This is a genomic window from Mycolicibacterium setense, from assembly GCF_000805385.1.
Taxonomy (GTDB): domain Bacteria; phylum Actinomycetota; class Actinomycetes; order Mycobacteriales; family Mycobacteriaceae; genus Mycobacterium; species Mycobacterium setense.
In genome coordinates this window covers 222,507-245,909 of record NZ_JTJW01000005.1, presented here as the reverse complement: position 1 = coordinate 245,909, position 23,403 = coordinate 222,507, and the positions used below count along the sequence as shown (strand labels likewise).

Genomic DNA, 23,403 nt, shown 5'->3' with positions numbered 1-23,403 from the left:
GGGTCTCACCTCTAGTGCTTGTGCGTGTTGTCCGGCTGCCGGGGGTCGCCGGGATGTTCATAGCCGGGCGACAGTTCCACCAGGGCCGCGCAACGCTCGTCCAACCATTGCCGGAACGCTCGCCGTCGCGCCGCCGCTCGAAGGTGGCCGAGAATCCGGTCGTGAACCTCGTTGAGTGACGGCGCGACAGGAGGCGTGCGCCATCCGTGCGACCCGGCCGGGGACGCAGCGAAACGCAGTGGATTGCGCGCGTGGTAATCGGCCACATCGGCATCCGAAACATCAACGGCGGCAGTCACATCGGCGAACACCGCCCGGGCCGGGGACGAGCCCAGCGCGGCGGCGGCCACACTGCCGATCTCCAAACGCGCCGCGGTATCCGGCAGCACCTCAGCCAGCGTGGGAGCACCGACCCCGGACAGTCCGCGCGCCATCGCCTCGTCGTCGATCACCCGCTCGGCCACCACCAGTTGGGTGAGCCAGCGACGCAACTGACGGCCCTCGCTGGTTCCTGGCCGCGGTAGCGCGGAGGCCCGGTTACCCGCGCGCAGCGTGGCCTCACGCTCATCGATCTCCTTGATCGACACCGGTTTTCCGGCTACTCGCGCCGCGAAGTTCACCGGACCGTCACCTTCACCGCGGGTGAGTAGATCAGCCGTCCGGCACACCCCACCCGGATCAACGCCCACCATTCCCCCGGCTCAACCCACGACGGCGGTGCGACATCGAATTCGATCTCGGCGGTACCACCGGCGGGCACTTCGACACCCGCCGCGGCCGGCCCCATCCATTCCCAGGTTCCCCACGGGCTGATGAGGTGCGCCTCGGCGGCCAGGCTCGTCCGCGCGTCGGTGCCGATGATGATCGCCAGGCGCGCGGTCCCACCGGGCCTGACGTGGACCGCCTGCGGCTCGGACACCAGCTTGAGCACGTGGGATTCGGAGTCGGCACCGGCCCCACCGATCGTGACGATGCAGACGTCCTCGACCAGCTGCCGCCACGAGGGTGGCAGAGCCGAACCACCGCCGGTCACGGCGAGTTCGGCGCGCACCGGGTACAGCCCGGGCTCAGCACCGGCCGGAATGCTCAGCACCACATCGGTTTCCAGATGCTCCCCGGGCGGCAACACGTACGGCAGCTCCGCTGGCTGCACCTCCCACCCGGGTGGCCCGTACAACCTCACGCGCCCGTGCAGCGCGTCGTCGGTGCAATCACTGGCCGCGGTCAGGCGGACCACCACGTCTGCACCAGGTTGCCCGGTGATGCTCTCCGGATGCAGGTACGCGACGGCAGGAAGGCCACCCAGCGGCGCCGGGCCGCGATTGTGCAGCCAGTAGCGGGCGTACAGCGGCTGGGCCGCCTCGGCCTCCGGTGCCAGTTGCCGGTGTTCGGCGCGCAGCACCTTGGGCAGGTTGAGTCGGGTTGACACGGTGGCGATCTGGTAGCCGTGCAGCCTGAGATCTGACGGCTGCTCAGGCGTCGGTTCCTCCAGCAGGTTGACGTGGGCGGCGCCAGAGACCGCGCGCAGACCGGAACGGAGCGTGACTTCCGTGCTCGTACCCGTGATCTCAACCAGTCGCGCGGTGACACCGTCGGCCGGATCGGCACTACGCACACTGCCTGAGGCCAGCGGATTACCGGCGGCCTTGAGTGCGCCGAGTTGCACCGAGCCTGCCGGCTCGATTTCCAGCAGGGATCCCCACGGCGGTAATCCGCCGCCGCCGGCTGTCTCGGCGACAACCGGCTGCAGCGGCCGGTTGAATTCCGCGGCGCATGGCGCGATTCCGGCGGCCCGCCAGTCACCGGCGCCTGCGACCAGTGCGTAGTCGAATGTGTGCGTCCAGTGCTGCAATTGGAAGTTCGAGCCGTCGGGAGCGGTGCGCCTTGGCGGGTCGATCCAGGTGCCGGACGGCCATCCGGTGCAGGATCGCATGAGCGACGTGTGCAGGGTGCCGTCGGCATCGACGGCGAAACTCGGCACACCCCGGTTCAGCAGTGCGACGGTGCGGGCTTCGAACGGCTCGGTCCCCGCGGGAGCCTGCTGGCTGACGACGATCTCGGCGTTGCCCAGGTCATCGACGACTGCGTCGATGTCACCGGCCAGGATCAGCACCGGCAGGGTGCGCACTCCACGCAGATCTGCCCCGGGTACCCAGTGCTCGGTCAACGGCGCGGCGGCGGGCACCCATACCCGAGCTGATCCGGTCGCATCGATCTGACGTTTGAGCTCGTCGGCGTACGCGACGTCGGCTTCGGCCAGAACAGCTGCGGTGAAGGGGTTTTCGTCCGGACCGCCGAGTGCGAAGCGGGTGTCGGGCAGGTTGGAGTCCACGCTGAGATCGCCGTAGCGGGGCTTGTCCGCCGCACTGCACGTCGCGGTGACGCCCGCCCGCACCAGGGCCACCATCAGATCGCGCGGGTTCGCACCGTCGGGCGCGACCACCTCGGCCACCGATACGGCCCTTACCGCCGCGCCGATCCGCACCCGGACCGCCGAGGACAGGCCGAACCAACCGTAGGCCGGGTTGTCCAGTGTCCACGGGTGTTGCGCGGCGTCGACGGCGCGACCGGCACCGGGGGGGTGCATGAGCCCGAATCCGCGGCCGATCACGGCGTCGCCGACCTCACTCACCGGCAACGCCCCGGGCACCGGACAGGGCCACCGCAGCCGCACCAGGCGGTCGGCACCGACGAATTCATCGATGACCGTCCGGCAGTCGACACGTTCGACATCCGACCACAGTGTGATGACCTGCGTGTAGCGCAGCAGGTCTCCGATGCGGCCCCGCACGATCACGCGCTCTCCGAGCGCACTTCGGTAACACTGCACATCCTCGGCCGGGGCGGCCGAGGAACACACCACCGGCCCTGTGGGCAGCAGGTGCCACGGCCCTTCCCCGGCCTCCGGGTGGGCCGAATACTCCTCGTACACGGCCAGTTCATTGCCGACACCGCCGTCGGCGATGAGCTCGCGTCCGTCGTCCAGCAGCGAGCACACCCCGCCGCCGCGGGCCGCGTCGACGCGCAGCCGGTAGCGGCCGTTGCTGATCTCGGTGCCGGCCACCGGTTCCCAGCCGCGCGGTGTCCCGGATACGAACTGGTAAGACTGCCAGCCCAGCGACGGGACCTCGCGGGCCGGCCAGCTCACCGTGGCGCCGTCGTGCTCGACGAGCACGGGGACCTCATGGCCGTCGCTGTCGAGTACCGCCCCGGGGAACGGTGCGTCCAGGTGGACGGTGACAATGTCGGTTCGGCTGTGCGCCAAGGAGTTCCAGACGACGACGGTGCCCATCCCCCGGTCGCTCCGCTCCTGCCCGCCGGTGCCCATCCCCCGGTCGCTCCGCTCCTGCCCGCCGGTGCCCATCCCCCGGTCGCTCCGCTCCTGCCCGCCGGTGCCCATCCCCCGGTCGCTCCGCTCCTGCCCGCCCACCGCCTCCGACAACACCGCCAACGCGTTGTCGCGAGCGGTGACGCCCAACTCCCAGGCGTCGCGCCAGCCGGTCAACAGGTCGAGGTAGACCTGGTCGGATTCCGATCCGGTGATGGCGTCGTGATGCGCGCCGTAGGCCAGCTGCACCCACGCCTTGGTCATCGCGGCCTGCGGATAGTCCGCACCGCCGAGCAGTCCGGCGAACACCGAGAACCGCTCGGCGTCGAGCACCGCATCCTCGGCGGCCCGGTTGGCCTGTTTGGTGTCGATGTAGGACACGTCTTTGCCGGTGTAGATCGGATTCATGTCGCGGGTCTGCGGCGACGGCGTGATGCCACGCTCGTCGACTTCGGCGCGCACCGCGCTGAAGAACTCGGACGGCAACGCGCACACGAACTTCGGCCAGACGTAGCGTGAGTTCCAGTCGCGATGGATCTCGGTGACCCACTTGTTGGGCGGGGTGTAATCGGTGCCGACCGGCAGGAGCACGTTGCGGGTCAACGCAACTCGCTTGAGTTTGGTGAACAGCGTGTAGGTGGATTCCTCCGCCTCGGCCAGTGAAGCGGACGAGTCCATCCACCATCCGGCCGAATAGTGCGCTGGCATGTAATGGGTGAGAAGGCCTCGGCCCGACGGCGCGATCCACTCGAACTCGCTCGCGAACTGCATGCGCTCGGGGTCGCCGTCGTTTTGCATCGGACCCCATTGGTGATGAGGTCCGCGCGCCCACGAACTGGAGGTCAGACCGACGTCGGCCGCCATCCCGGGAAACTGGGGGTCGTGCCCGAACACGTCGAGCTGCCAGGCGGTGGCGGGCTCGGCGCCCAACACGTCACGCTGAAAACCCATGCCCGCCACGAAGTTCCGGATCGCGGTCTCCGGGCTGGTGAGGTTGGTGTTGGGCTCGTTGTAGGTGCCGCCCATGATCTCGACGCGCCCCTCGGCGATGAACCGGCGCAGATCGGCCCGGTCTTGCGGCCGGGCGTCCCAGTAGGGCTTGAGATAGTCCACCTCGGCCAGCACGAACTTGTATTCCGGTTCGCGCCGGGCCATTTCCAGGTGGGCGTGTACCAGGTCGAATCCGTTGGTCTGGCGGCATTGTCCGGGCGGGTCCTCGGTCCACACGCTGGTGTAGGCAGCCTGGGTGTTCCACCAGACGGGGTCGTAGTGGAAGTGGCTGATCATGTACATCGTCCAGCCCGGTTCGGCGACGGTGAACTCGAAATCGGTCGAGCCCACCCGGGCGCGCCGGATCTCGCCGGGCAGACCCCGCTCGACGTCCACCGGTATCTCGACGGTGCCGTCTCCTGCTGCGGCCATCGCCTCACCGGAGAGTCCATCCCCGCTGATCCGCACGGGCGTCGGCGAGGCGCAGGCCTCGTATCGCACCCGAACCAGCTGCCGAGGGGCATCCTGCGACCCGGCAAACAGCTCCGTCGTCTCCACTGACGTGACGTGCATCTGCAGAACCCTACGACCTCAAGGCGTCGAAATGTCGACGACCAGCGCCCGGTGATCCGAAATCGGTAGGTGCGGCGCGGTGCATGCGTCGGCGGACAACGTGGGGTCGTCGGTGAGGATGTGGTCGAGTTGGGTCGTCGGCGTGTCGGCGGGAAACGTCGGCGCGGCACCCAGTGGGCGCCAGTGCGCCGGTGCGCCCGAGTTCAGATCGCCCATGAGAATCCTCGGTCCCGGGAAACCGCCCAGATCGCGCACCAGATGCCGAAGTTGCACCCGATTCCACCCGGGCACGAAGGAAAGGTGGGTGTTGGCGACCGTGAGTGGGCCGAGCGGAGTGTCGATGCGGGCCACCATCGCGGCCCGGGGTTCTTCATGGACGATGCGGAAACGGCGGATCCCCGAGACGTACATCGGAAACCGGAACGGGATCCGCGGAACCCGCAGCACCTGCCAGTTCTCCACCGGATACCGGGTGAGAAGGGCGATGCCGTAGGCGGCGGTTCCGGGCTGCTCGCGGCCGGTCGCGGCCATCCAGGTGGCGCCGGGGGTCCCGGAGATCGCGGCGACGAAGCGGTGGTGCACGGCGTTCATCGCGCCGGCGGCGACGGCAGTCAGGTCGGCTTTGCCCGAGCGCGGCTGTTCCAGGTCCACCTCTTGCAGCGCGAGGATGTCGGCGTCGAGTTCGGCCACGGCTGCGGCCAGTCGGTCCAGGTCGACTTCGCCGTCGTGGACGCTGCGTCCGTGCAGGATGTTGAAAGTGGCCAACCGCATGGGTACTCAGTACCCACGACCGCGCCGGCTTCATCATCGACGCCTGACAGATCTGGATGGCACATGTTCGACCGCAACGACGACCTTCGTGACGCGCTCAAACGCGCCGCGTCGGCGTTCAAGGCGCACGGACCGCAGTTCGCGCTGGCCGGCAGTTACGCGCTGTGGGTCTACGGCGGTCCGGAACCCGTACACGACGTCGATTTTGTGGTCGCCGAGGCCGATGCCGAGGCGGCCGAGGTGGCATTGCGCAAAGCCGGGTTCCAGATCGTGCATGTCCCCGAGGACTGGTTGTTCAAGGCCTATACCGACGACGACGTTCTGGTCGACGTGCTCTACCAGCTCAACGGGGCGTCGGTGGACGCGTCCGTGCTCGGGTGCACCGAAGTGCTCGATGTGCTGGCGATCCGGATGCCGGTGTTGAAGCCGACGCTGGTGGTGGCGGAGAAGTTGCGCTCGCTCAACGAACACCACTGCGACTTCGCGGCGCTGCTGCCCGCGGCCCGCGCGGTGCGCGAGCAGGTCGACTGGGATGCCGTGCGGACTGCTACCGCCGACAACGATTTCGCCGCCGCCTTCCTGATGCTCGTCGACCGGCTCGGCATCACCTGACGTCTCCCGCGCGCCGGGATGCGGCCTGCAGACGGGCGGCGACAGCCCGGACCGCCGTCGCCACCTCCGGCGGTTCGAGCACCTCGAAGTCGTAGCCCACCGTGGCGAAATACAGCACCATGCGTTCGGGATCGTCAGCGCCGGCGGTGACGATGCAGGCATCGGGTCCGTCGGCCTCGACGGTGGCCGACGCCGGTGGAAACTTCTGCGCCACAACATTTTGCGGGGCGTGGTACCGAACGCGGGCGCTGTAGCGGTACGGCGAGGAGCTGATCGCGCGCCGCACGTAGTCGGCCGCGTCCGGGGCCTCACGCGGCGCGAAGGTGGAGCCGCGGGCAGCCACCACGGACATCCGGTCCAGCCGCAGGCTGCGCCAGTCTTCGCGGTCGCGGTCGTAGGCCATGAGGTACCAGCGCCGTCCGGTGGTCACCAGCTGATAAGGCTCCAACCGGCGCTGGGTGTGATTGCCCCGGATGTCGGTGTAGTCGGCGCTAACGTGTTCGTGGTCGCGGCAGGCTCGGGCCAGGGTCATCAGCACATCGGGCTCGACCGGTGCGTCCGACGAGTTGGGAGCCAGGGTGACCGTCGCGTCGTGCACCGCCGAGACCTGCGAACGCAACCGCGCGGGCATGACCTGGTCGAGTTTGGACAGCGCCCGAAGGGCGGATTCGCCGACGCCCGCGACGCTTCCACCGGCCGCCAGCCGCAGACAGACGGCCATCGCGACGGCCTCGTCCGGGTCGAGCAGCAGCGGCGGCAGTGCCGCGCCCGCTCCGAGCTGGTAGCCACCACCTTGTCCCTTGCTGGCGTGGACGGGGTACCCCAGTTCGCGCAGCCGCTCGACGTCACGGCGAACGCTGCGGGTGGTGACGTCGAGCCGTTCGGCCAGCTCCTCACCGGTCCAGACCCGGCGCGACTGCAACAGCCCGAGAAGTTGCAGCACCCGGCCGGTGGTTTCACTGCTCACGACCATGCAAGAAGTCTGCCGCACTTTTAGGACCGAATCTGTCCTATATGGATGAGAACGTATTTCCATGTGGACAAACTTCCTCGCCGAACAACTGGACTTCCACTGGACACATCAGCTGAGGCCGCGCCTCGACGGACTGACCGACGACGAATACTTCTGGCAGCCGGTACCGGACTGCTGGACGGTGCATCCCGACGGCGGCATCGACTTCAGTTATCCACCGCCCCAGCCAGAACCGTTCACCACCATCGCGTGGCGGCTGGCGCACGTGATCGTCGGCGTGTTCGGGATGCGCAACCACTCACACTTCGGCGGACCGCCGGCCGACTACGAGTCCTGGCCCTACGCCACCGATGCGGCCACCGCCCTGAAACAACTCGACGACGCGTACCGAAATTGGATCGACGGGGTTCGGGGCCTCGACGAGAATGATCTCGCGAAGCCGGTGGGTCCGGCCGAAGGCCCGTGGGCCGAGCACCCGATGGTCGAGCTGGTGCTGCACATCAACCGGGAGGCAATTCACCACGGCGCCGAAATCGCCTGCATCCGTGACCTTTACGCACATTCAACCCAAACCGAGGAGAACTGAACAATGCCAGGAATGCCCGCATCGGCCGGCGACGAACGCCAGACCCTCATCGGGTTCGTCGCGTTCCAACAGAACGCCTTCTTCGCCGTGGCCCACGGCCTGACCGATGAGCAGGCCCGCTCCACCCCGTCGGTGAGCGCGCTGTCGATCGGCGGGCTGATCAAACACGTCACCGGGATGCAGCAGGCATGGACCGCCCGCGCCGAGCACGCGCCGCAGTTTCCGCCACCGGATCCCCGGCCGATGGAGGAGCAGATGGCCGACTACGCCGACCAGTACGTGATGCACGACGACGAGTCGCTGGCCGACCTGCTCGAAGCGCTCAAGGCGCAGAACGCCGAGACGCTGCGGGTGCTCGCCGAACGGGACCTCGACACCCCGGTCCCGGTGCCCCACGAAGTGCCGTGGTTTCCCGACGACGTCGACGCCTGGTCGGTGCGCTGGGTGGCCATGCACCTGATCGAGGAGCTCAGCCGGCACGCCGGGCATGCCGACATCATTCGCGAATCCATCGACCGCGCAACGATGTACGAGTTGATGGCTGCCGAGGAGGAATGGCCCGAGACCGATTGGATCAAGCGCTGGCGGCCCGCTGAAGTCTGATCGGGGGCACTGGTGATTCAGCGCCCGAGCACCAGGCGCAGCGCATAATCCACCACCACCCCAAGGTCGTCGCCCAGGTTCCCGCCCAGCCACTGCTGGGCGAGCTCGGCCATCGCACCCGTGTACATGGCCGCGCCCACCTGGGCGGCGACCGGGTCCGAGCCAGGATTGAGCCGGCCGCCCTCGGACAGCACGGCCTCGCGCAGCAGGTCCTGGGTCGCCGCGCGCCGGGCGGCGAGCACCGGGTTGGCCCTGGCGTCGGTGAACAGCACGCGCCCCCGCCGCGGATCGGCCGAACTGAAACCCAGGACGGCGGCGATCCCGGCGCGGGTGCGGGCCCGCAGGGAGTCGTCGGCGCCGGCCATCGCGGCGTCGACGTCGACGGCCAGGGCCGCGCTCACCTGGTCGTACACCGCACCGAGCAGGTCGTCGGTGTCGGCGAAGCTCTCATAGAAGTAGCGGGTGTTGAGGCCGCATTCTCGGCAGACCGAGCGCACCGACAGCGCGGCTTCACCACCGTCGCCGAACAGTCGAAATGCCGCATCGACCAGGAGTGCGCGACGTTCGGCGCGGCGGTCGGTCAGCGGCACGCCGGCCCATCGTGTCGGACTGGACGCTTCGGGCATTCCTCCAGATTAGATCTGGTCACACCCGTACCCAAAATGTATTCTGGCTACAGACGTAACCAGAAGGGGGTTCACGGTGGACATGCCGCACCAGGTGCTTCAGCAGATGCTGCAGCGGAAGTTCGACAAGGACATTCGTCAGCACTACTTCCGCGGCATGGAGTTCGCCGGCCCCGCCGGCGATCCGGGATGGTTCGGCCCGGGCAGCGCCGTATGGCATGTGCACTCCCACACCGAGGCGTTGATCTTCGGCCTGCAGTGCGCTGCCTACATGGAGCGCCTCGATCCGTCGATCTACTGGATGGGCATGCACCATTCCCGCCTGGTCAAGCGGGACGAAAACGGTGATGCGGCCGGGGTTCCTCAGATCGATCCGGAGGGCGCGGCGGTGCGGCTGGGCCACTCGATCGCCTTCTTCATCGGCACCGCCTACGGCAACACCGAAACCGCCGAGCGGGTGGCCAAGACCGTCCGCGCGATGCATCACACCATCAAGGGCACCCGCCCCGACGGCGCGGTCTATGACGCCGACGATCCGGACTGGCTGCGCTGGAATTATGCGACCGTGGTGTGGGGGCTGGCCACCGCGCACGAGCTCTACCACCCAAACCCGTTGCGCGGCAAGAAACTTGACCGCTACTACGGAGAGTTCATCCGGGTCGGGCACGCGCTGGGCGGCACCGACCTGCCCACCACCAAGGCCGAAACCCTGGACTGCCTGCAGTCCTACCTGCCAAAGCTGGCGCTCACCCACGGCGCCGCGATGGCTACCGGCCCCAACCTGCCGATGCCGCAGAGCGCGGTGGACTGGGCCATCCGCGACACCATGCCCAAGTGGGCCAAACAGCTGATCGGGCACACCGACCCGAACCCGATCGAGCGGGCCGGCCGGCGGGCCCTGGTGTGGTCGATCATCAACGGATTGCACACCGCGGCGGGCACCACGCCCGAATTCCGGGAAGCACAGCACAGAGTGGCCGACGGCATCGATCCGTCATTGGCGCCGCACACCGAGCCCACCTACGTCCCCGGAAGTGACCCGGTTGTGAGCCGCGAAGAGCTCGAGGAGAGTTTCGCATCGGTGTGACGCACCGCACACATGTTTTTGGCCGGACCGTGGCCTTTGAGACACTGCAGCTATGAGCACTACGCCGCCGAAAACCAAGCACCGTGAGGTCGCCAGGTTGAGCCGGGTGCCCTTGCCCGTGGAAGCCGCCCGTATCGGCGCCACGGGATGGCAGATCACCCGCACCGGGGTCCGTGTCGCCGCCAACATGTTCGGCCGCGGATCCCTGCAGCAGAAGATCATCAAGCAGGTGCCTCAGACGTTCTCCGACCTGGGTCCCACCTACGTCAAATTCGGGCAGATCATCGCGTCGAGCCCGGGGGCCTTCGGCGAGCCGCTGAGCCGCGAGTTCCGCAGCCTGCTCGACCGGGTGCCACCGGCGAATGCCGAAGCCGTGCACCAGCTTTTCAAAGAAGAGCTCGGCGATGAGCCCACCAACTTGTTCAAGAGCTTCGACGACAAGCCGTTCGCCTCGGCCTCGATCGCCCAGGTGCACTACGCCACCCTGCACAGCGGCGAGGAGGTGGTGGTCAAGATCCAGCGCCCGGGCATCCGCCGCCGTGTCGCCGCGGACCTGCAGATCCTCAAGCGCGGCGCGCAGCTGGTCGAGCTAGCCAAGCTGGGCCGGCGGCTGTCGGCCCAGGACGTGGTCGCCGACTTCGCCGACAATCTCGCCGAGGAGCTCGACTTCCGACTGGAAGCCCAGTCGATGGACGCCTGGGTGTCGCACATGCACTCCTCGCCGCTTGGCGAGAACATCCGGGTGCCACAGGTGTACTGGGACCTGACCAGCCCGCGGGTGCTGACGATGGAGCGGGTCACCGGGGTGCGGATCGACGACGTGGCCGCGATCCGCAAGAAGGGCTTCGACGGCACCGAACTGGTCAAGGCCCTGCTGTTCAGCGTGTTCGAGGGCGGCCTCCGGCACGGCCTGTTCCACGGCGATCTGCACGCGGGCAACCTCTACGTCGATGACGACGGCAAGATCGTCTTCTTCGACTTCGGCATCATGGGTCGCATCGACCCGCGCACCCGGTGGTTGTTGCGCGAGCTGGTGTACGCCCTGCTGGTCAAGAAGGACCATGCGGCGGCAGGCAAGATCGTCGTGCTGATGGGAGCCGTGGGCACGGTGAAACCCGAAGCGCAGGCAGCCAAGGACCTGGAGAAGTTTGCCACCCCCCTCACCATGAAGTCGCTCGGCGATATGTCCTACGCCGAAATCGGCAAGCAGCTCTCAGCCCTGGCCGATGCCTATGACGTCAAGTTGCCCCGCGAACTGGTGCTGATCGGCAAGCAGTTCCTCTACGTCGAGCGCTACATGAAGTTGCTGGCACCCACGTGGCAGATGATGAACGATCCCCAGCTCACCGGGTACTTCGCCAACTTCATGGTGGACATCAGCCGTGAGCACAAAGAGACCGACGAGCGCTTGCGCGAGGAGAATCCAGCGGGAGCGGCCGAGTCCGATTCTGACGGAATCGAGTCCTGAGTGGCCGGCATGAAGGTCCGCAGCGGGTTCGCCAAGTCGTCCGCCCAGCCCGGCGACGTCGACATCTATTACGAAGACATGGGCGACCCGAACGATCCGGCCGTGCTCCTGATCATGGGCCTGGGCGCACAGATGCTGTTGTGGCCCATCGGGTTCTGCGAAAAGCTGGTGAATCAGGGCCTGCGCGTCATCCGCTACGACAACCGGGACGTCGGCCTGTCGACCAAGCTGTCCGGTAAGCGGGTGGACTCGCCTCTGACGCTGCGGATGGCTCGATCGTTCCTTGGCTTGCGCAGCCCGTCGGTCTACACGCTGGAAGACATCGCCGACGACGCTGCGGCCCTGCTCGATCACCTGGACATCGACACCGCGCACATCGTCGGCGGCTCGATGGGTGGGATGGTCGCGCAGGTGTTCGCGTCCCGGTACGGGCAGCACACCAGATCGCTGGCAGTGATCTTCTCCAGCAACAACCAGCCGCTGCTACCGCCGCCCGGTATCAAGCAGCTGCTGTCGGTGATCACCGGCCCGCCCGCCAATTCGTCGCGAGAAGCCATCATCGACAACGCGGTTCGGATCAGCAGGATCAACGGCAGCCCCGGGTATCCCACGCCCGAGGAGCAGATCAGGGCACAGGCCGCCGAACTGTACGACCGTGCCTATTACCCGGCCGGGATCGCCCGGCACTTCGATGCCATTCTCGGCAGCGGCAGCCTGCGCCACCACGACAAGCGGATCAGTGCCCCCACCGTGGTGATCCACGGCCGCTCCGATCGCCCGATGCGCCCCTCCGGGGGGCGCGCGGTGGCCCGGGCGATCGACGGCGCCCGCCTGGTGCTCATCGACGGCATGGGCCACGAGCTACCGGAACCCGTCTGGGACGAGATCGTCGGCGAGCTCAAGACGAACTTCGCCACGGCACGCTAGTTTCTGCATACGCAACGTTAATTGTGCGGACGAGCGTTTGCCGTCACCTGAATGCTCGGTAGCTGGCCGAATAGCCTCTACAGTCTGTGACAGCAGTCTGGGGGGGCGGCTAGGTCAAGACGCGGCATAGCCCAGCTCTACCCGGGTCAGTCTCTGCCAAAGAGGTGCCCCACGTGGCCAAGACTTCCGGAAAACTCAAACCTCATTTCGACGACGTACAAGCCCATTACGACTTGTCCGACGACTTCTTCGCGGTCTTCCTTGATCCGAGCCGGACCTACAGTTGCGCGTACTTCGAGCGCGACGACATGTCGCTGCAGGAAGCCCAGATGGCGAAGATCGACCTGGCGCTGGGCAAGCTCGGCCTCCAACCCGGAATGACGCTCCTCGATGTCGGATGCGGTTGGGGCGCAACGGTTATGCGCGCAATCGAGCATTACGACGTCCACGTCGTCGGCCTCACGCTCAGCCGCAACCAGGCCGCATACGTGCAAGGGTTGTTCGACGCATCCGACAGCCCACGCTCCAAGCGGGTGCTGCTGGCCGGCTGGGAGGAGTTCGACGAGCCGGTGGACCGGATCGTGTCCATCGGGGCGTTCGAACATTTCGGTCCCGACCGCTACGACGACTTCTTCCGATTCGCCCATCGCGTCCTACCGGACGACGGCGTGATGCTGCTGCACACCATCACCGGGATTCACCCCAGGTACGCGCACGAACGGGGTATCCCGCTCACGTTCGAGCTGGCCAAGTTCATCAAGTTCATCCTCACCGAGATCTTCCCCGGCGGACGCCTGCCCACGGTCGAGATGGTCGAGGAGCATGCGCAGCGCGCCGCGTTCACCCTGACGCGGCGACAATCGTTGCAGCCGCACTACGCACGCACCCTCGATCAGTGGGCGGCCAACCTGGAGGCCAACCACGATGACGCCGTGCGGGTCCAGTCGCAGGAGGTCTACGACCGCTACATGCGGTACCTGACCGGCTGCGCGAACCTCTTCCGGGTCGGCTACACCGACGTCAACCAGTTCACCCTGCATGTCGCCGGGTGATTTCCTTCGCCAATGATCCACTGCCGATGCATTTTCGCAGGCAACGGCCGACAAATGGCCATCCGACGAATTGATCTTGTTTGCCCACCAAATACGTTGACGCGAGCGGTAACACGACCACGGCAGGACCCTGCGGTACTCTGAGATTCGCGAAGAGAACACTACAGCCTGGAGCATGTCGGTTATGTCCAAATTGACACCGAAATACGAAGAACTGCAGTCGATCTACGACATTTCAAATGAGTTCTACGAACTGTTTCTCGGCCCGACAATGGGCTACACCTGCGGCTACTTCGAGCGCGCAGACATGACCGGCGACGAGGCCCAGATCGCCAAGTTCGATCTGGCACTGGGCAAATTGGGCCTCGAACCGGGCATGACGCTGCTGGACATCGGATGCGGCTGGGGCGCGTGCATGGCGCGGGCCATCGAGAAGTACGACGTCAATGTCATCGGCCTGACATTGAGCGGCGAACAGCGCGAATACGCCATCGAAAAGCTCTCCAAGATACCCACCCAACGCAATGTCGAGGTTCGGTTGCAGGGCTGGGAAGAATTCAACGACAAGGTCGACCGCATCGTGTCGATCGGCGCCTTCGAGCATTTCGGATTCGAGCGCTATCCGGCCTTTTTCGAGACGGCCTACAACGCGCTGCCCGACGACGGCACCATGCTGCTGCACAACATCACCGGGTTCGACCTTCGGCAAGGCCAGAAGCTCGGCCTGCACATGACCTTCGAAGACGCCCGGTTCGCCCGGTTCATCATGACCGAGATCTTCCCCGGTGGCCGGCTGCCCTCGGTGGAGATGGAACAGGAAAAGGCCACCGAAGCCGGATTCAAGGTCACGCAACTGCAGGAGATCGGCCCGCACTACGTCCGGACGCTCAAGATCTGGGCCGAAGCCCTCGAGGCGCACAAGGACGAGGCCATCGCGCTCCAGGGCCAAGAGGTTTACGACCGTTATGACAAGTACCTCAACGGGTGCCAGAAGTACTTCGCCTCGGGCCACATCAGCGTGCACCAGTTCACGTTGCAGAAGTAATCTCGCGCGGTCTGTCGGATCCCGGCACCGTCGTTCGTCGGACAGGTAGAGAGTGGAACAGACGGTTCTCACTCGCTGACACACCGGGAGGCGACGATGCATTACTTCGCACTACTGATCAGCCAGGACGTGGAACTCGCACCTGAGCAGCGGGCCGAGGGCATGGCAGCCTTCCAGGCGTTTCATGCCCAAGCGGCGGGAGCGATACGCGCCGGTGACGCACTGGACAGGGCCGCAGCCGCCACTCGCATAACCGGCGGCCCGGAGAATCCCGTGATCACCGACGGACCCTACGCCGAGGGCGCCGAGGTGGCCTGCGGCTACTACGTGTTCGAGGCCGACAACCTGGACGAGGCGCTGGCCCTTGCCCAGGGCATCCCGGTCGCCCAGTTCGGCGCGGTCGAGGTGTGGCCCATGGTCCATTGGCAGGCGCCTGAGCGGCCGCTGGGCACCGATTGGCTGGCGCTGCTGCTGGAGCCGCCGGAGGCGGTCAACACGCCGGGAACCGACGAATGGAATCGGCAGGCCGGCCGGCATGTCGAACTCGCCAAGACCATCGGCGACCAGACCCTTGCCGGTGCGCCGCTGCATCCGCCGTCCACCGCGACCACCGTGCGGGTGCGCGACGGCAAGGTGACGCTCACCGACGGCCCGTACGCCGAGGGCGCCGAGGTGGCCAACGGCTTCTACGTGCTGCAGGCCTCGGATCGCGATGAGGCGGTCAAGCTGGCGTCGATGATCCCGGCCTCGGCCATCGAGGTGCGCCAATTGTCGGGCGTCTCGGGCCTGTAGTCGCTCGGTGAGCCTGCTGGACGGCGTCTTTCGACGTGAGTGGGGCCCGGCCGTTGCGGCACTGGCGCGATGGTCGGGAGATCTCACGGTGGCCGAGGACGCCGTCCAGGAGGCCTGCGCGCAGGCGCTGCGGACATGGCCGGCCGAAGGTGTGCCCGCCAACCCCGGTGCGTGGCTGATCACCGTGGCACGCAATCGGGCCCTGGACCGCCTGCGTCGCGAATCCGCCCGGCCCGGAAAGGAACTCGCGGCCGTGTACGACGAGGTGAGCGCGCGCAGCGACAAAGCGCACGAGCTGCACCCGGTACGCGATGACGAGCTGCGGATGATGTTCACCTGCGCTCATCCCGCGCTGGACCGCGGCTCGCAGCTGGCGCTGACGCTGCGGCTGATCTCGGGCCTCACCGTCGCCGAGATCGCCCGCGCCCTACTCCAGTCCGAGGCTGCGGTCGCACAGCGAATCACCAGGGCCAAGAACAAGATTCGTAACGCCAACATCCCGTTACGGGTGCCGCCGCCCGAGCTTCTGGAAGAGCGAACCCCACACGTGCTCGCCTGCATCTATTCGGTGTTCACCGAGGGCTACTGGTCCACCGGCGGGCCGTCGGCGATCCGCGACGAGCTGTGTGACGAGGGAGTCCGGCTCGCGGGCGAACTCTGCTCGTTGATGCCCGGTAACCGTGACGCGCACGCTCTGTCCGCGCTTGTGCTGCTGCATGATTCGCGCCGCCGCACCCGGGTGGACGAGGGTGGCGCGCTGATCCCCCTGGACGAGCAGGACCGTAGTCACTGGGACCGCGGGCGCATCGCACGTGGCCTGGAACAGTTGCGCCTCGCCGAAGGCGCACCCGGCTCGTATCTACCTCAAGCCGTCATCGCGGCACTGCATGTGACGGCGCCTACCTGGCAGCACACCGACTGGGCCACCATCTGCCTGGCTTACGACCGGCTGGCCGCGATGACGGACTCTCCCGTGGTACGGGCCAATCGTGCACTCGCCGTTGGCTTTCGCGATGGCTTCGCGGCCGGGCTGGCCGCGCTCGACGAGGTGGCCGACGATCCGCGGCTGGCCCGGACGAACACGGTGGCGCCGATCCGGGCCGATCTGCTGCGCCGCGCCGGCCGACGCGATGAGGCCGTGCGCTGGTACCGCGTCGCACTCGAGGGTGACAGCGGGTCCGCACCGGCCGCGGCATTTCTGCGGCGTCGCCTCGCCGAGCTCACCCCAGAAACGCCGAATGGCCAGTTATGACACGCGATTCAGGGAATCTTGTGCCGTAACTGGCCACTGGACGAAACGGACTACGCCTCGGTGCCGATGGTCGGCTCCGCTGCGCTACGCCTCCGTGCCGATGGTCGGCTCCGCTGCGCTACGCCTCCGTGAAGTTCCGGGTGACCGACGGGTCAACCGGGATACCCGGGCCCGTGGTGGTCGACACGGTGACCTTCTTGAGGTAGCGCCCCTTCGAGGACGACGGCTTGGCACGCAGCACCTCATCGAGGGCGGCGCCGTAGTTCTCGGCCAGCTTGGACTCGTCGAAGGACGCCTTGCCGATCACGAAGTGCAGGTTGGCCTGCTTGTCGACGCGGAAGTTGATCTTGCCGCCCTTGATGTCGGCCACAGCCTTGGTGACATCGGGGGTGACGGTGCCGGTCTTGGGGTTCGGCATCAGACCGCGCGGGCCCAGCACGCGGGCGATCCGACCGACCTTGGCCATCTGGTCCGGGGTGGCGATCGCGGCGTCGAAGTCCAGGAAACCGCCCTGGATCTTCTCGATCAGGTCGTCGCTGCCGACGACGTCGGCGCCGGCGGCCAGCGCCTGCTCTGCCTTCTCACCGACGGCGAACACCGCGACGCGGGCGGTCTTGCCGGTGCCGTGCGGCAGGTTGACGGTGCCGCGCACCATCTGGTCAGCCTTGCGGGGGTCAACGCCGAGGCGGATGGCGACCTCGACAGTGGCGTCCTGCTTCTTGGAGGAGGTTTCCTTGGCCAGCTTCGCCGCCTCAAGGGGCGTGTAGAGCTTGTCCCGGTCGATCTTCTCCGCGGCTTCGCGGTATGCCTTGCTGTTCTTGCTCATTGAAAATCCAATCGTGTTCTTGGAGTCGTGGTGCGGGCCGATGCCAGCCCTGCCACAGGTGGTGACTCGATCGCTGCGCGCGACCTATTCGACCGTGATACCCATCGAGCGGGCGGTACCGGCGATGATCTTCGACGCGGCGTCGATGTCGTTCGCGTTGAGATCGGCCTTCTTGGTCTCGGCGATTTCTCGCACCTGGTCCCAGGTCACCTTGGCGACCTTGGTCTTGTGCGGCTCGCCCGAACCCTTCTGCACACCGGCTGCCTTGAGCAGCAGCTTGGCGGCGGGCGGGGTCTTCAGTGCGAATGTGAAGCTGCGGTCCTCGTAGACGGTGATCTCCACGGGGATGACGTTTCCGCGCTGCGACTCGGTCGCGGCGTTGTACGCCTTGCAGAACTCCATGATGTTGACGCCGTGCTGGCCAAGCGCAGGACCGACCGGCGGGGCGGGGTTGGCCTGCCCGGCCTGGATCTGCAGCTTGATGAGCCCGGCGACCTTTTTCTTCGGGGCCATGCTTCTGGTGTTCCTTTACTTGCTCATCCAAGGGCGCGAACGCCCGTTGTTTCTAGCCGCTGTGGCGACTAAATCTTGGAGACCTGGTTGAAGGTCAGTTCGACCGGTGTCTCGCGGCCGAAGATGGAGACCAGCACCTTGAGCTTCTGCTGCTCGGCGTTGACCTCGCTGATGGAGGCGGGCAGCGTCGCGAAGGGGCCGTCCATGACGGTGACCGACTCGCCGACCTCAAAATCGACGAGGATCTCGGGCCGTTCCAGAGTGGCCTCGGAGCTGGCACCGGCCGCAGCGGCGGCACTGGTCTTGGCGGGCTTCTTGGCGGCGCCCTGCGGCAGCAGGAACTTCACCACGTCGTTCAGCGACAGCGGCGACGGACGCGAGGTGGCGCCGACGAAACCGGTGACACCCGGGGTGTTGCGCACCGCGCCCCACGACTCGTCGTTGAGCTCCATGCGCACCAGGATGTAGCCCGGCAGCACCTTGCGGTTGACCTGCTTGCGCTGGCCGTTCTTGATCTCGGTGACCTCTTCGGTGGGCACCTCGACCTGGAAGATGTAGTCGCCGACGTCCAGGTTCTGCACGCGGGTCTCGAGGTTGGCTTTCACCTTGTTCTCGTAGCCGGCGTAGGAGTGGATGACGTACCAGTCGCCGGGCTTGAGCCGCAGCTCCTTCTTGAGGGCGACCGCCGGGTCTTCCTCTTCATCGGCAGCAGCGTCTTCGGCAGCAGGCGCCTCTTCGGCGGCCTCTTGGCCTTCGGCGGTTTCGGCTTCAGCGGCCTCGGTCTCGGCGGCCTCCTGGCCGTCAGCCGGATCGTCGGTCTGCGACTCAACTGCGTCGACGGCTCGTTGGTCCTCAACGGTCTCGTCGGCAACGCTCTCGTCGCCGTCGAACGTGGTCACGTTGTCAGTCCTCTCTCAAATTCCAGATCACGTGCCGAACACCAGCGACACCAGCTTCGCCAGTCCAAGGTCGGCGCCGGAGATCAGCGCGACCATGAACACCAGGAAGACCAGCACCACCGAGGTGTAGCTGACCATCTGCTTGCGGTTCGGCCAGATCACCTTGCGGAGCTCGGCAACGACCTGCCGCAGATAGTTGACGACGAACATGATCGGGTTGCGCGAAGGTCCGGTCTTCGTGGCCTTCGCGTTCTTCTTGGCCTTTTTCGACTTACCGGAGTCGGCCTCGGCGTCGTCGCTCGACGCGTCACCCTCAGCGGCTTCGTCACTGTCGGCCTCGGCAGCCGCTCCACGACGGGTCCGCTTGCCGGTCGGGCGCAGCGGACGGGTCACCACCGCGGTCTGACCGGTGTCGGTGCCTGCGTCGGTCCCAGTGTCGTCTGCGGAGCCGGCACCTTCGCGCTCGTCGCTCACCGCATGCTCCGTTCATATCTAGCGGACTTGTTTTGTTGCGGTCACCTTCCAGTGTCCACACGTTGTCGAGTATTCAGTTTGAGCAGGGGCGACAGGACTTGAACCTGCAACCTGCGGTTTTGGAGACCGCTGCTCTGCCAGTTGAGCTACGCCCCTCTGTTGGTGACGTGCTGGCGCTCTCGTCACCGTACTGCGCCGAGGCTTACACAATTCGCGCGCTCTCCGATCGCTCGATGGTCAAGCCGACGGATAGCGCGCTGAAATGGGAAAAACCCCGGGTTCCGAGTGTACCCGGCGGGGGCGCCAGAAACTAATCGCGCCCACCGAGGACCACTACTCTCCGGCGGCCCTCCGCACGACCTTGCCGGTTTCCGGATCCCACTTCACCTGGATGGAATCGTCTGCGTCGTGGCCCATCATGGTGGTGATGGCTTCGAGGACCACCTCGCCGTCGTCGTCGGTGCAGACGTTGTGCGTGACAACGATGTCGGCGCCGAAGCGCTCCTCGACCGAGGTGACCTCCATGACGGCGTGCAGCTGATCGCCGGCCTTGAGCGGCTTGCGGTAGAGGAACTTCTGGTCGACCTGGACGATCTGCTTGGTTTCCATGCCGACGTCGACGTTCTGGAAGAAGTGCTCTTGGACGAGCAGCGCCAGCGTGGAGGCGAAGGTGAGCGGCGCGACCAGGGTGTCATGACCGAGTTCCGCGGCGGCAGCCTCGTCGTGGCTCGCCGGATCCATGGCCTTGACGGCCTTGGCGTACTGGCGGATCTGCTCGCGGCCGATCAGGAAGGGATGCGGATACTTCCAGACCATTCCGCGGATGTCAGCCTTGAGTGCCATGGCCCAGATCTCCTTACGCGAGTTTTGCGGTCGCAGTGGCGCGCCCGAAGATCTTCTTTCCGCCCGCGGTCGCCGAGATGGCGACGGTGACCAGTTTCTGCTCGGGGTCGACGGACTTGACGCGTCCGTTGAAGACGATTTCGGCGCCAACACCGTCGTTGGGGACCGGCACCACCGCGGTGAAGCGGACGTTGTATTCGGTGACAGCTGCCGGGTCGCCGACCCAGCCGGTGACGTAGCCGCCGCCGAGGCCCATGGTCAGCATGCCGTGGGCGATTGCGGTGTCGAGACCGACCTGCTTGGCGATCTCGTCATCCCAGTGGATCGGGTTGAGGTCGCCGGACACGCCGGCGTAGTTGACCAGATCTCCGCGGGTCAGCGGAATCACACGCTCGGGGAGCGTGTCACCGACCTTGACCGAACTGAATTCGCGCAGCGCCATCAGTTAAAACCCTCTTCTCCGTCGCCCGCACGCCCGGCCAGGGTCGTGTAGCTCTCCTGGACCACATCACCCTTGTCGTCGGTGATGATGTTCTTGGTCACGATGATGTCGGTTCCGTGTGCCTTACGAACAGAATGCACGTAGACGTCGCAGTAAAGCTTGTCGCCGGCCTTGATCGGCTTGAGGAACTTGAGTTCCTGGTCGACCTGGACGATCTGCGCGTCCTGGATGCCGATGTTCGCCCACTCGAAGAAGGCCCACTGCGCCTGGTAACCGAAAATGCTGATAAAGGTCAGCGGCGCTGGCAGTGAGTCGTGACCCAGCTCAGCTGCGGCTGCCTCATCGTGGTAGAACGCGTCGTCGTTCTTGACCGCGATCGCATGTTCGCGGATCTTCTCGCGTCCGACCTCGTAGTGCTCAGGATGCCGGTAGTGCATCCCGACGATGTTCGTCGAAAGCCCCACAGCGAATGGCTACCGCGACTCTTTGTGCGGCTGGTGAGTGCCACAGTTCGGGCAGAACTTCTTGATCTCGAGCCGGTCGGGATCGTTGCGGCGGTTCTTCTTGGTGATGTAGTTGCGGTGCTTGCACACCTCGCACGCCAAAGTGATCTTCGGCCGTACGTCGGTACTCGACGCCACGTCAGTTCTCCCTGCTCAAAATCACGCTCTGCTTTTGATGTTCCTGTAGCGGTGGGGGGACTCGATCCCCCGACCTCACGATTATGAGTCGTGCGCTCTAACCAGCTGAGCTACACCGCCCCGATGATGCGAGTCGGCGCACGGCCTGCTCGTCCACCGAGCCCCCTAACGGAATCGAACCGTTGACCTTTTCCTTACCATGGAAACGCTCTGCCGACTGAGCTAAGGGGGCTTGTGCGCGTCCGTAGCCGCGCAGCCTTAAAGAGGGTACAGCTTCCCCGGCAGCCGCACCAAACCGCTGGTCAATGCGGCCGCCGGGGCACTGTTTCGCCTGGTCGGCTAGTCCAGGAGCCAATCGTTGGGTGCGAACAGCTCGCAGTGCACCCGCTCGCCGGCGACGCCGTGCGCGCTCAGTTGGGTGCGGACCGCCTCGACGAATCCGGCGCCGCCGCACAGGTAGTACGACGCGTCGGCGGGCAGCTCGATGCCGTCGAGCTTGAGCAGGCCGGCGTGGACGCCGGCGGCGCCGGCGGTGACGCCGTCCTCGTACCAGAGGTCGAGGCTCGCGTTGGGCAGCGCCTCGATCAGTTCGTGCTGGCGTTCCCGGAGCGGGTGGCCGCTGTCGCTGCGGTCGGCATGCAGGACGCGTACGTGGGCGTCGGGCGCCTCGGCGGCCAGGAATTCCAGGATGCCGACCATCGGGGTGATGCCGATCCCAGCCGACACCAGCACCAGGGGGCCGTCGGGCCGGCCTCCGTTGTACAGATCGCCGAACGGAAGCGTCACGTCGAGCAGATCGCCGACGCAGAGGTTGGCCCGGATCCAGGACGACACCTCACCCGCTGGCTGGCCGGTGACGGCGTCGACGGGTTTGACCGCAAACGTCAGGTCGGTGGATCCGGGTGCGCCGACGAGGCTGTACTGGCGTAGCTGGCGGGCGCCGTCGGGCAGCGTCACACCGACCGAGACATATTGTCCGGCAGCGAAATTCACGGGCTCGGCGGCGCGGACGGTGACCAGGACCGTACCGGACGGGTCGTCGACGCGGGAGATGACGCGCAGTCGCCGGAAAACGTCGCCGGGCTCGACACCGGCAGCCGCATACAGATCCCGCTCCAGGGCGATCAGCGTGTCGGCCATGATCCAGTAGACCCGGTCCCATGCCTCGGCCACCTCGGCGGTCACCGTCTCGGCGCCCAGCACGTCGACGATCGCGGCGAAGAGGTTGTCGTGCACGATCGGGTACTGCTCGGCGGTGATGCCCAGCGAGGCGTGCTTGTGGCCGATCCGGGCCAGCAGGGCCGACGGGTGCGGCAGGTCGGGGTTCACCAGATGGGTGGCGAACGTGGCGATCGAGGCGGCGAGCGCGCGCTGCTGGGCGCCCTGGGCCTGGTTGCCGCGGTTGAACAGGTTGCGCAGCAACTCGGGGTGGTTGGCAAACAGCCGCCGGTAGAACTCCGAGGTGATCTCGTCGATGTGCGCGCCGATGAGAGGCAGTGTCGCCGAGACGATTTCGGCGTGGCGCGGCTCGAGTTCGTCGCGTACCGCTGACGGCTCGGGGCTGGTGACGGTCATCGGAGATTCCCTTCGGTTGTGAGTTGTAAAACAATCGGCAGGCGGTTGTCTGCCGTCAGGTCTGTGACGGTGTAGCGGTCGAGTTCGCGATAGAACGCCTCCTTCGCGTCGGCCAGCACACGCCGCAGCCGGCACGCCGCGATGAGGGGACACGGCGAGTCCCCGCCGCATTCGATGACCTCGCGGTCGCCTTCGAGTTCGCGCACCAGCCAGCCGATCGAGGCGTTGCGCCCCGCCTCGGTGAGCACCAGTCCCCCGACCCGGCCCCGGCGGGCGTTCACCATGCCGAGCTCGGACAGCTTGGACACCGCCTTGGCGACGTGATGCTCGGACGCGTTGGCCCCCGAGGCGATGGTGCGGGTCGTGATGCGCCGGTCCTCGGATTCACCGGTGGACAGCAGCATCAGCGTGCGCAGTCCCAGGTCGGTGAATCGGGTGAGGTGCATACCGATGACGGTAGTAATTCGGCATTTTTGATGCGAGTTTTACCGGTGTGTGGTCAAAC

General features: G+C 66.4%; 25 protein-coding genes and 3 tRNA genes. 10 read left to right on the top strand and 18 right to left on the bottom strand.

What is annotated here, in order from left to right; genetic code table 11:
* Nucleotides 1-11: 11 nt before the first annotated feature.
* The 3 genes from QQ25_RS07405 to QQ25_RS07395 are packed head-to-tail and all read right to left on the bottom strand — an operon-like array spanning nt 12 to nt 5,662.
* Nucleotides 12-620, bottom strand: a complete 609-nt coding sequence (locus QQ25_RS07405) for a DUF7158 domain-containing protein (protein ID WP_039378101.1) — start codon at nt 618-620, stop codon at nt 12-14.
* The gene (locus tag QQ25_RS31310) at nt 617-4,891 is read right to left on the bottom strand and encodes a glycoside hydrolase family 38 N-terminal domain-containing protein (protein ID WP_039378100.1); all 4,275 of its coding nucleotides are present in this window, start codon (nt 4,889-4,891) and stop codon (nt 617-619) included. The genes QQ25_RS07405 and QQ25_RS31310 overlap by 4 nt, the downstream gene beginning before the upstream one ends.
* Nucleotides 4,892-4,909: 18 nt before the next feature.
* A complete protein-coding gene (locus tag QQ25_RS07395; protein WP_039315363.1) occupies nt 4,910-5,662 on the bottom strand; it encodes an endonuclease/exonuclease/phosphatase family protein in 753 nt (250 codons plus the stop codon).
* Between the two features lie 63 nt (nt 5,663-5,725).
* Here QQ25_RS07395 and QQ25_RS07390 point away from each other — a divergent pair, with 63 nt between their 5' ends.
* Nucleotides 5,726-6,274 carry a hypothetical protein gene (locus QQ25_RS07390; RefSeq protein WP_039315360.1) on the top strand — a complete coding sequence of 183 codons (549 nt, stop codon included), beginning with the start codon at nt 5,726-5,728 and terminating at the stop codon, nt 6,272-6,274.
* Here the strand turns inward: QQ25_RS07390 and QQ25_RS07385 are convergent.
* Nucleotides 6,267-7,247 carry a helix-turn-helix transcriptional regulator gene (locus tag QQ25_RS07385; RefSeq protein WP_039378099.1) on the bottom strand — a complete coding sequence of 327 codons (981 nt, stop codon included), beginning with the start codon at nt 7,245-7,247 and terminating at the stop codon, nt 6,267-6,269. The genes QQ25_RS07390 and QQ25_RS07385 overlap by 8 nt on opposite strands.
* Before the next feature lie 61 nt (nt 7,248-7,308).
* On the opposite strand from QQ25_RS07385, the gene QQ25_RS07380 reads away from it, so the two are divergent.
* Nucleotides 7,309-7,833, top strand: coding sequence for a DinB family protein (locus QQ25_RS07380; RefSeq protein WP_039315355.1), 525 nt, complete (start codon nt 7,309-7,311; stop codon nt 7,831-7,833).
* Nucleotides 7,834-7,836: 3 nt separating this feature from the next.
* Entirely contained in the window at nt 7,837-8,436 is a 600-nt protein-coding gene (locus QQ25_RS07375; protein WP_039378098.1) for a DinB family protein, read from the top strand.
* Between the two features lie 17 nt (nt 8,437-8,453).
* Here QQ25_RS07375 and QQ25_RS07370 read toward each other — a convergent pair whose 3' ends face one another.
* Complete coding sequence (locus QQ25_RS07370) at nt 8,454-9,062, bottom strand: TetR/AcrR family transcriptional regulator (protein WP_039315348.1); 609 nt, start codon at nt 9,060-9,062, stop codon at nt 8,454-8,456.
* Between the two features lie 76 nt (nt 9,063-9,138).
* Here QQ25_RS07370 and QQ25_RS07365 point away from each other — a divergent pair, with 76 nt between their 5' ends.
* From QQ25_RS07365 to QQ25_RS07335, 7 genes are all read left to right on the top strand, one after another.
* Nucleotides 9,139-10,149, top strand: a complete 1,011-nt coding sequence (locus QQ25_RS07365; RefSeq protein WP_039378097.1) for an oxygenase MpaB family protein — start codon at nt 9,139-9,141, stop codon at nt 10,147-10,149.
* A gap of 52 nt (nt 10,150-10,201) precedes the next feature.
* Nucleotides 10,202-11,617, top strand: coding sequence for an ABC1 kinase family protein (locus QQ25_RS07360; RefSeq protein ID WP_039315342.1), 1,416 nt, complete (start codon nt 10,202-10,204; stop codon nt 11,615-11,617).
* A gap of 9 nt (nt 11,618-11,626) precedes the next feature.
* Nucleotides 11,627-12,544, top strand: a complete 918-nt coding sequence (locus QQ25_RS07355) for an alpha/beta fold hydrolase (protein ID WP_039378588.1) — start codon at nt 11,627-11,629, stop codon at nt 12,542-12,544.
* Between the two features lie 173 nt (nt 12,545-12,717).
* The gene (locus QQ25_RS07350) at nt 12,718-13,596 is read left to right on the top strand and encodes a cyclopropane mycolic acid synthase family methyltransferase (RefSeq protein WP_039378095.1); all 879 of its coding nucleotides are present in this window, start codon (nt 12,718-12,720) and stop codon (nt 13,594-13,596) included.
* Nucleotides 13,597-13,780: 184 nt separating this feature from the next.
* On the top strand, nt 13,781-14,641 hold the full coding sequence (locus tag QQ25_RS07345; RefSeq protein WP_039315335.1) for a cyclopropane mycolic acid synthase family methyltransferase: 861 nt from the start codon (nt 13,781-13,783) through the stop codon (nt 14,639-14,641).
* A 96-nt stretch (nt 14,642-14,737) separates the two neighbouring features.
* Entirely contained in the window at nt 14,738-15,433 is a 696-nt protein-coding gene (locus QQ25_RS07340) for a YciI family protein (RefSeq protein WP_039378094.1), read from the top strand.
* Between the two features lie 7 nt (nt 15,434-15,440).
* Nucleotides 15,441-16,685 (top strand): RNA polymerase sigma factor, encoded by a 1,245-nt coding sequence (locus tag QQ25_RS07335; protein WP_039378093.1) that lies wholly within the window; start codon nt 15,441-15,443, stop codon nt 16,683-16,685.
* A 118-nt stretch (nt 16,686-16,803) separates the two neighbouring features.
* Here the strand turns inward: QQ25_RS07335 and rplA are convergent, their stop codons facing one another.
* The 13 genes from rplA to QQ25_RS07270 all read right to left on the bottom strand — a co-directional run bounded on the left by rplA (nt 16,804) and on the right by QQ25_RS07270 (nt 23,344).
* Entirely contained in the window at nt 16,804-17,511 is a 708-nt protein-coding gene (gene rplA, locus QQ25_RS07330; RefSeq protein WP_039315326.1) for a 50S ribosomal protein L1, read from the bottom strand.
* Between the two features lie 84 nt (nt 17,512-17,595).
* Nucleotides 17,596-18,024 (bottom strand): 50S ribosomal protein L11, encoded by a 429-nt coding sequence (gene rplK / locus QQ25_RS07325; RefSeq protein WP_003881829.1) that lies wholly within the window; start codon nt 18,022-18,024, stop codon nt 17,596-17,598.
* 68 nt (nt 18,025-18,092) lie between these two features.
* Nucleotides 18,093-18,923 carry a transcription termination/antitermination protein NusG gene (nusG, locus tag QQ25_RS07320; protein ID WP_039378092.1) on the bottom strand — a complete coding sequence of 277 codons (831 nt, stop codon included), beginning with the start codon at nt 18,921-18,923 and terminating at the stop codon, nt 18,093-18,095.
* Between the two features lie 27 nt (nt 18,924-18,950).
* Nucleotides 18,951-19,397, bottom strand: coding sequence for a preprotein translocase subunit SecE (gene secE, locus QQ25_RS07315; RefSeq protein ID WP_039315316.1), 447 nt, complete (start codon nt 19,395-19,397; stop codon nt 18,951-18,953).
* 83 nt (nt 19,398-19,480) lie between these two features.
* Nucleotides 19,481-19,553, bottom strand: a tRNA-Trp gene (locus QQ25_RS07310).
* Nucleotides 19,554-19,730: 177 nt separating this feature from the next.
* Nucleotides 19,731-20,240 (bottom strand): (3R)-hydroxyacyl-ACP dehydratase subunit HadC, encoded by a 510-nt coding sequence (gene hadC, locus QQ25_RS07305; RefSeq protein WP_039315313.1) that lies wholly within the window; start codon nt 20,238-20,240, stop codon nt 19,731-19,733.
* Nucleotides 20,241-20,253: 13 nt separating this feature from the next.
* Complete coding sequence (gene hadB / locus QQ25_RS07300) at nt 20,254-20,682, bottom strand: (3R)-hydroxyacyl-ACP dehydratase subunit HadB (protein ID WP_039315310.1); 429 nt, start codon at nt 20,680-20,682, stop codon at nt 20,254-20,256.
* Nucleotides 20,682-21,119 carry a (3R)-hydroxyacyl-ACP dehydratase subunit HadA gene (hadA, locus tag QQ25_RS07295; protein ID WP_407661793.1) on the bottom strand — a complete coding sequence of 146 codons (438 nt, stop codon included), beginning with the start codon at nt 21,117-21,119 and terminating at the stop codon, nt 20,682-20,684. The genes hadB and hadA overlap by 1 nt, the downstream gene beginning before the upstream one ends.
* 36 nt (nt 21,120-21,155) lie before the next feature.
* Nucleotides 21,156-21,323 (bottom strand): 50S ribosomal protein L33, encoded by a 168-nt coding sequence (gene rpmG / locus QQ25_RS07290; RefSeq protein ID WP_003881823.1) that lies wholly within the window; start codon nt 21,321-21,323, stop codon nt 21,156-21,158.
* A 46-nt stretch (nt 21,324-21,369) separates the two neighbouring features.
* Nucleotides 21,370-21,443 (bottom strand) — tRNA-Met (locus QQ25_RS07285).
* 39 nt (nt 21,444-21,482) lie between these two features.
* Nucleotides 21,483-21,555: transfer RNA gene (locus QQ25_RS07280), tRNA-Thr, on the bottom strand.
* 107 nt (nt 21,556-21,662) lie between these two features.
* Entirely contained in the window at nt 21,663-22,898 is a 1,236-nt protein-coding gene (locus QQ25_RS07275) for a globin domain-containing protein (RefSeq protein ID WP_039378090.1), read from the bottom strand.
* Nucleotides 22,895-23,344, bottom strand: a complete 450-nt coding sequence (locus QQ25_RS07270) for an RrF2 family transcriptional regulator (protein ID WP_039315283.1) — start codon at nt 23,342-23,344, stop codon at nt 22,895-22,897. Before QQ25_RS07270 ends, QQ25_RS07275 begins: the two co-directional genes overlap by 4 nt.
* Nucleotides 23,345-23,403: the final 59 nt, after the last annotated feature.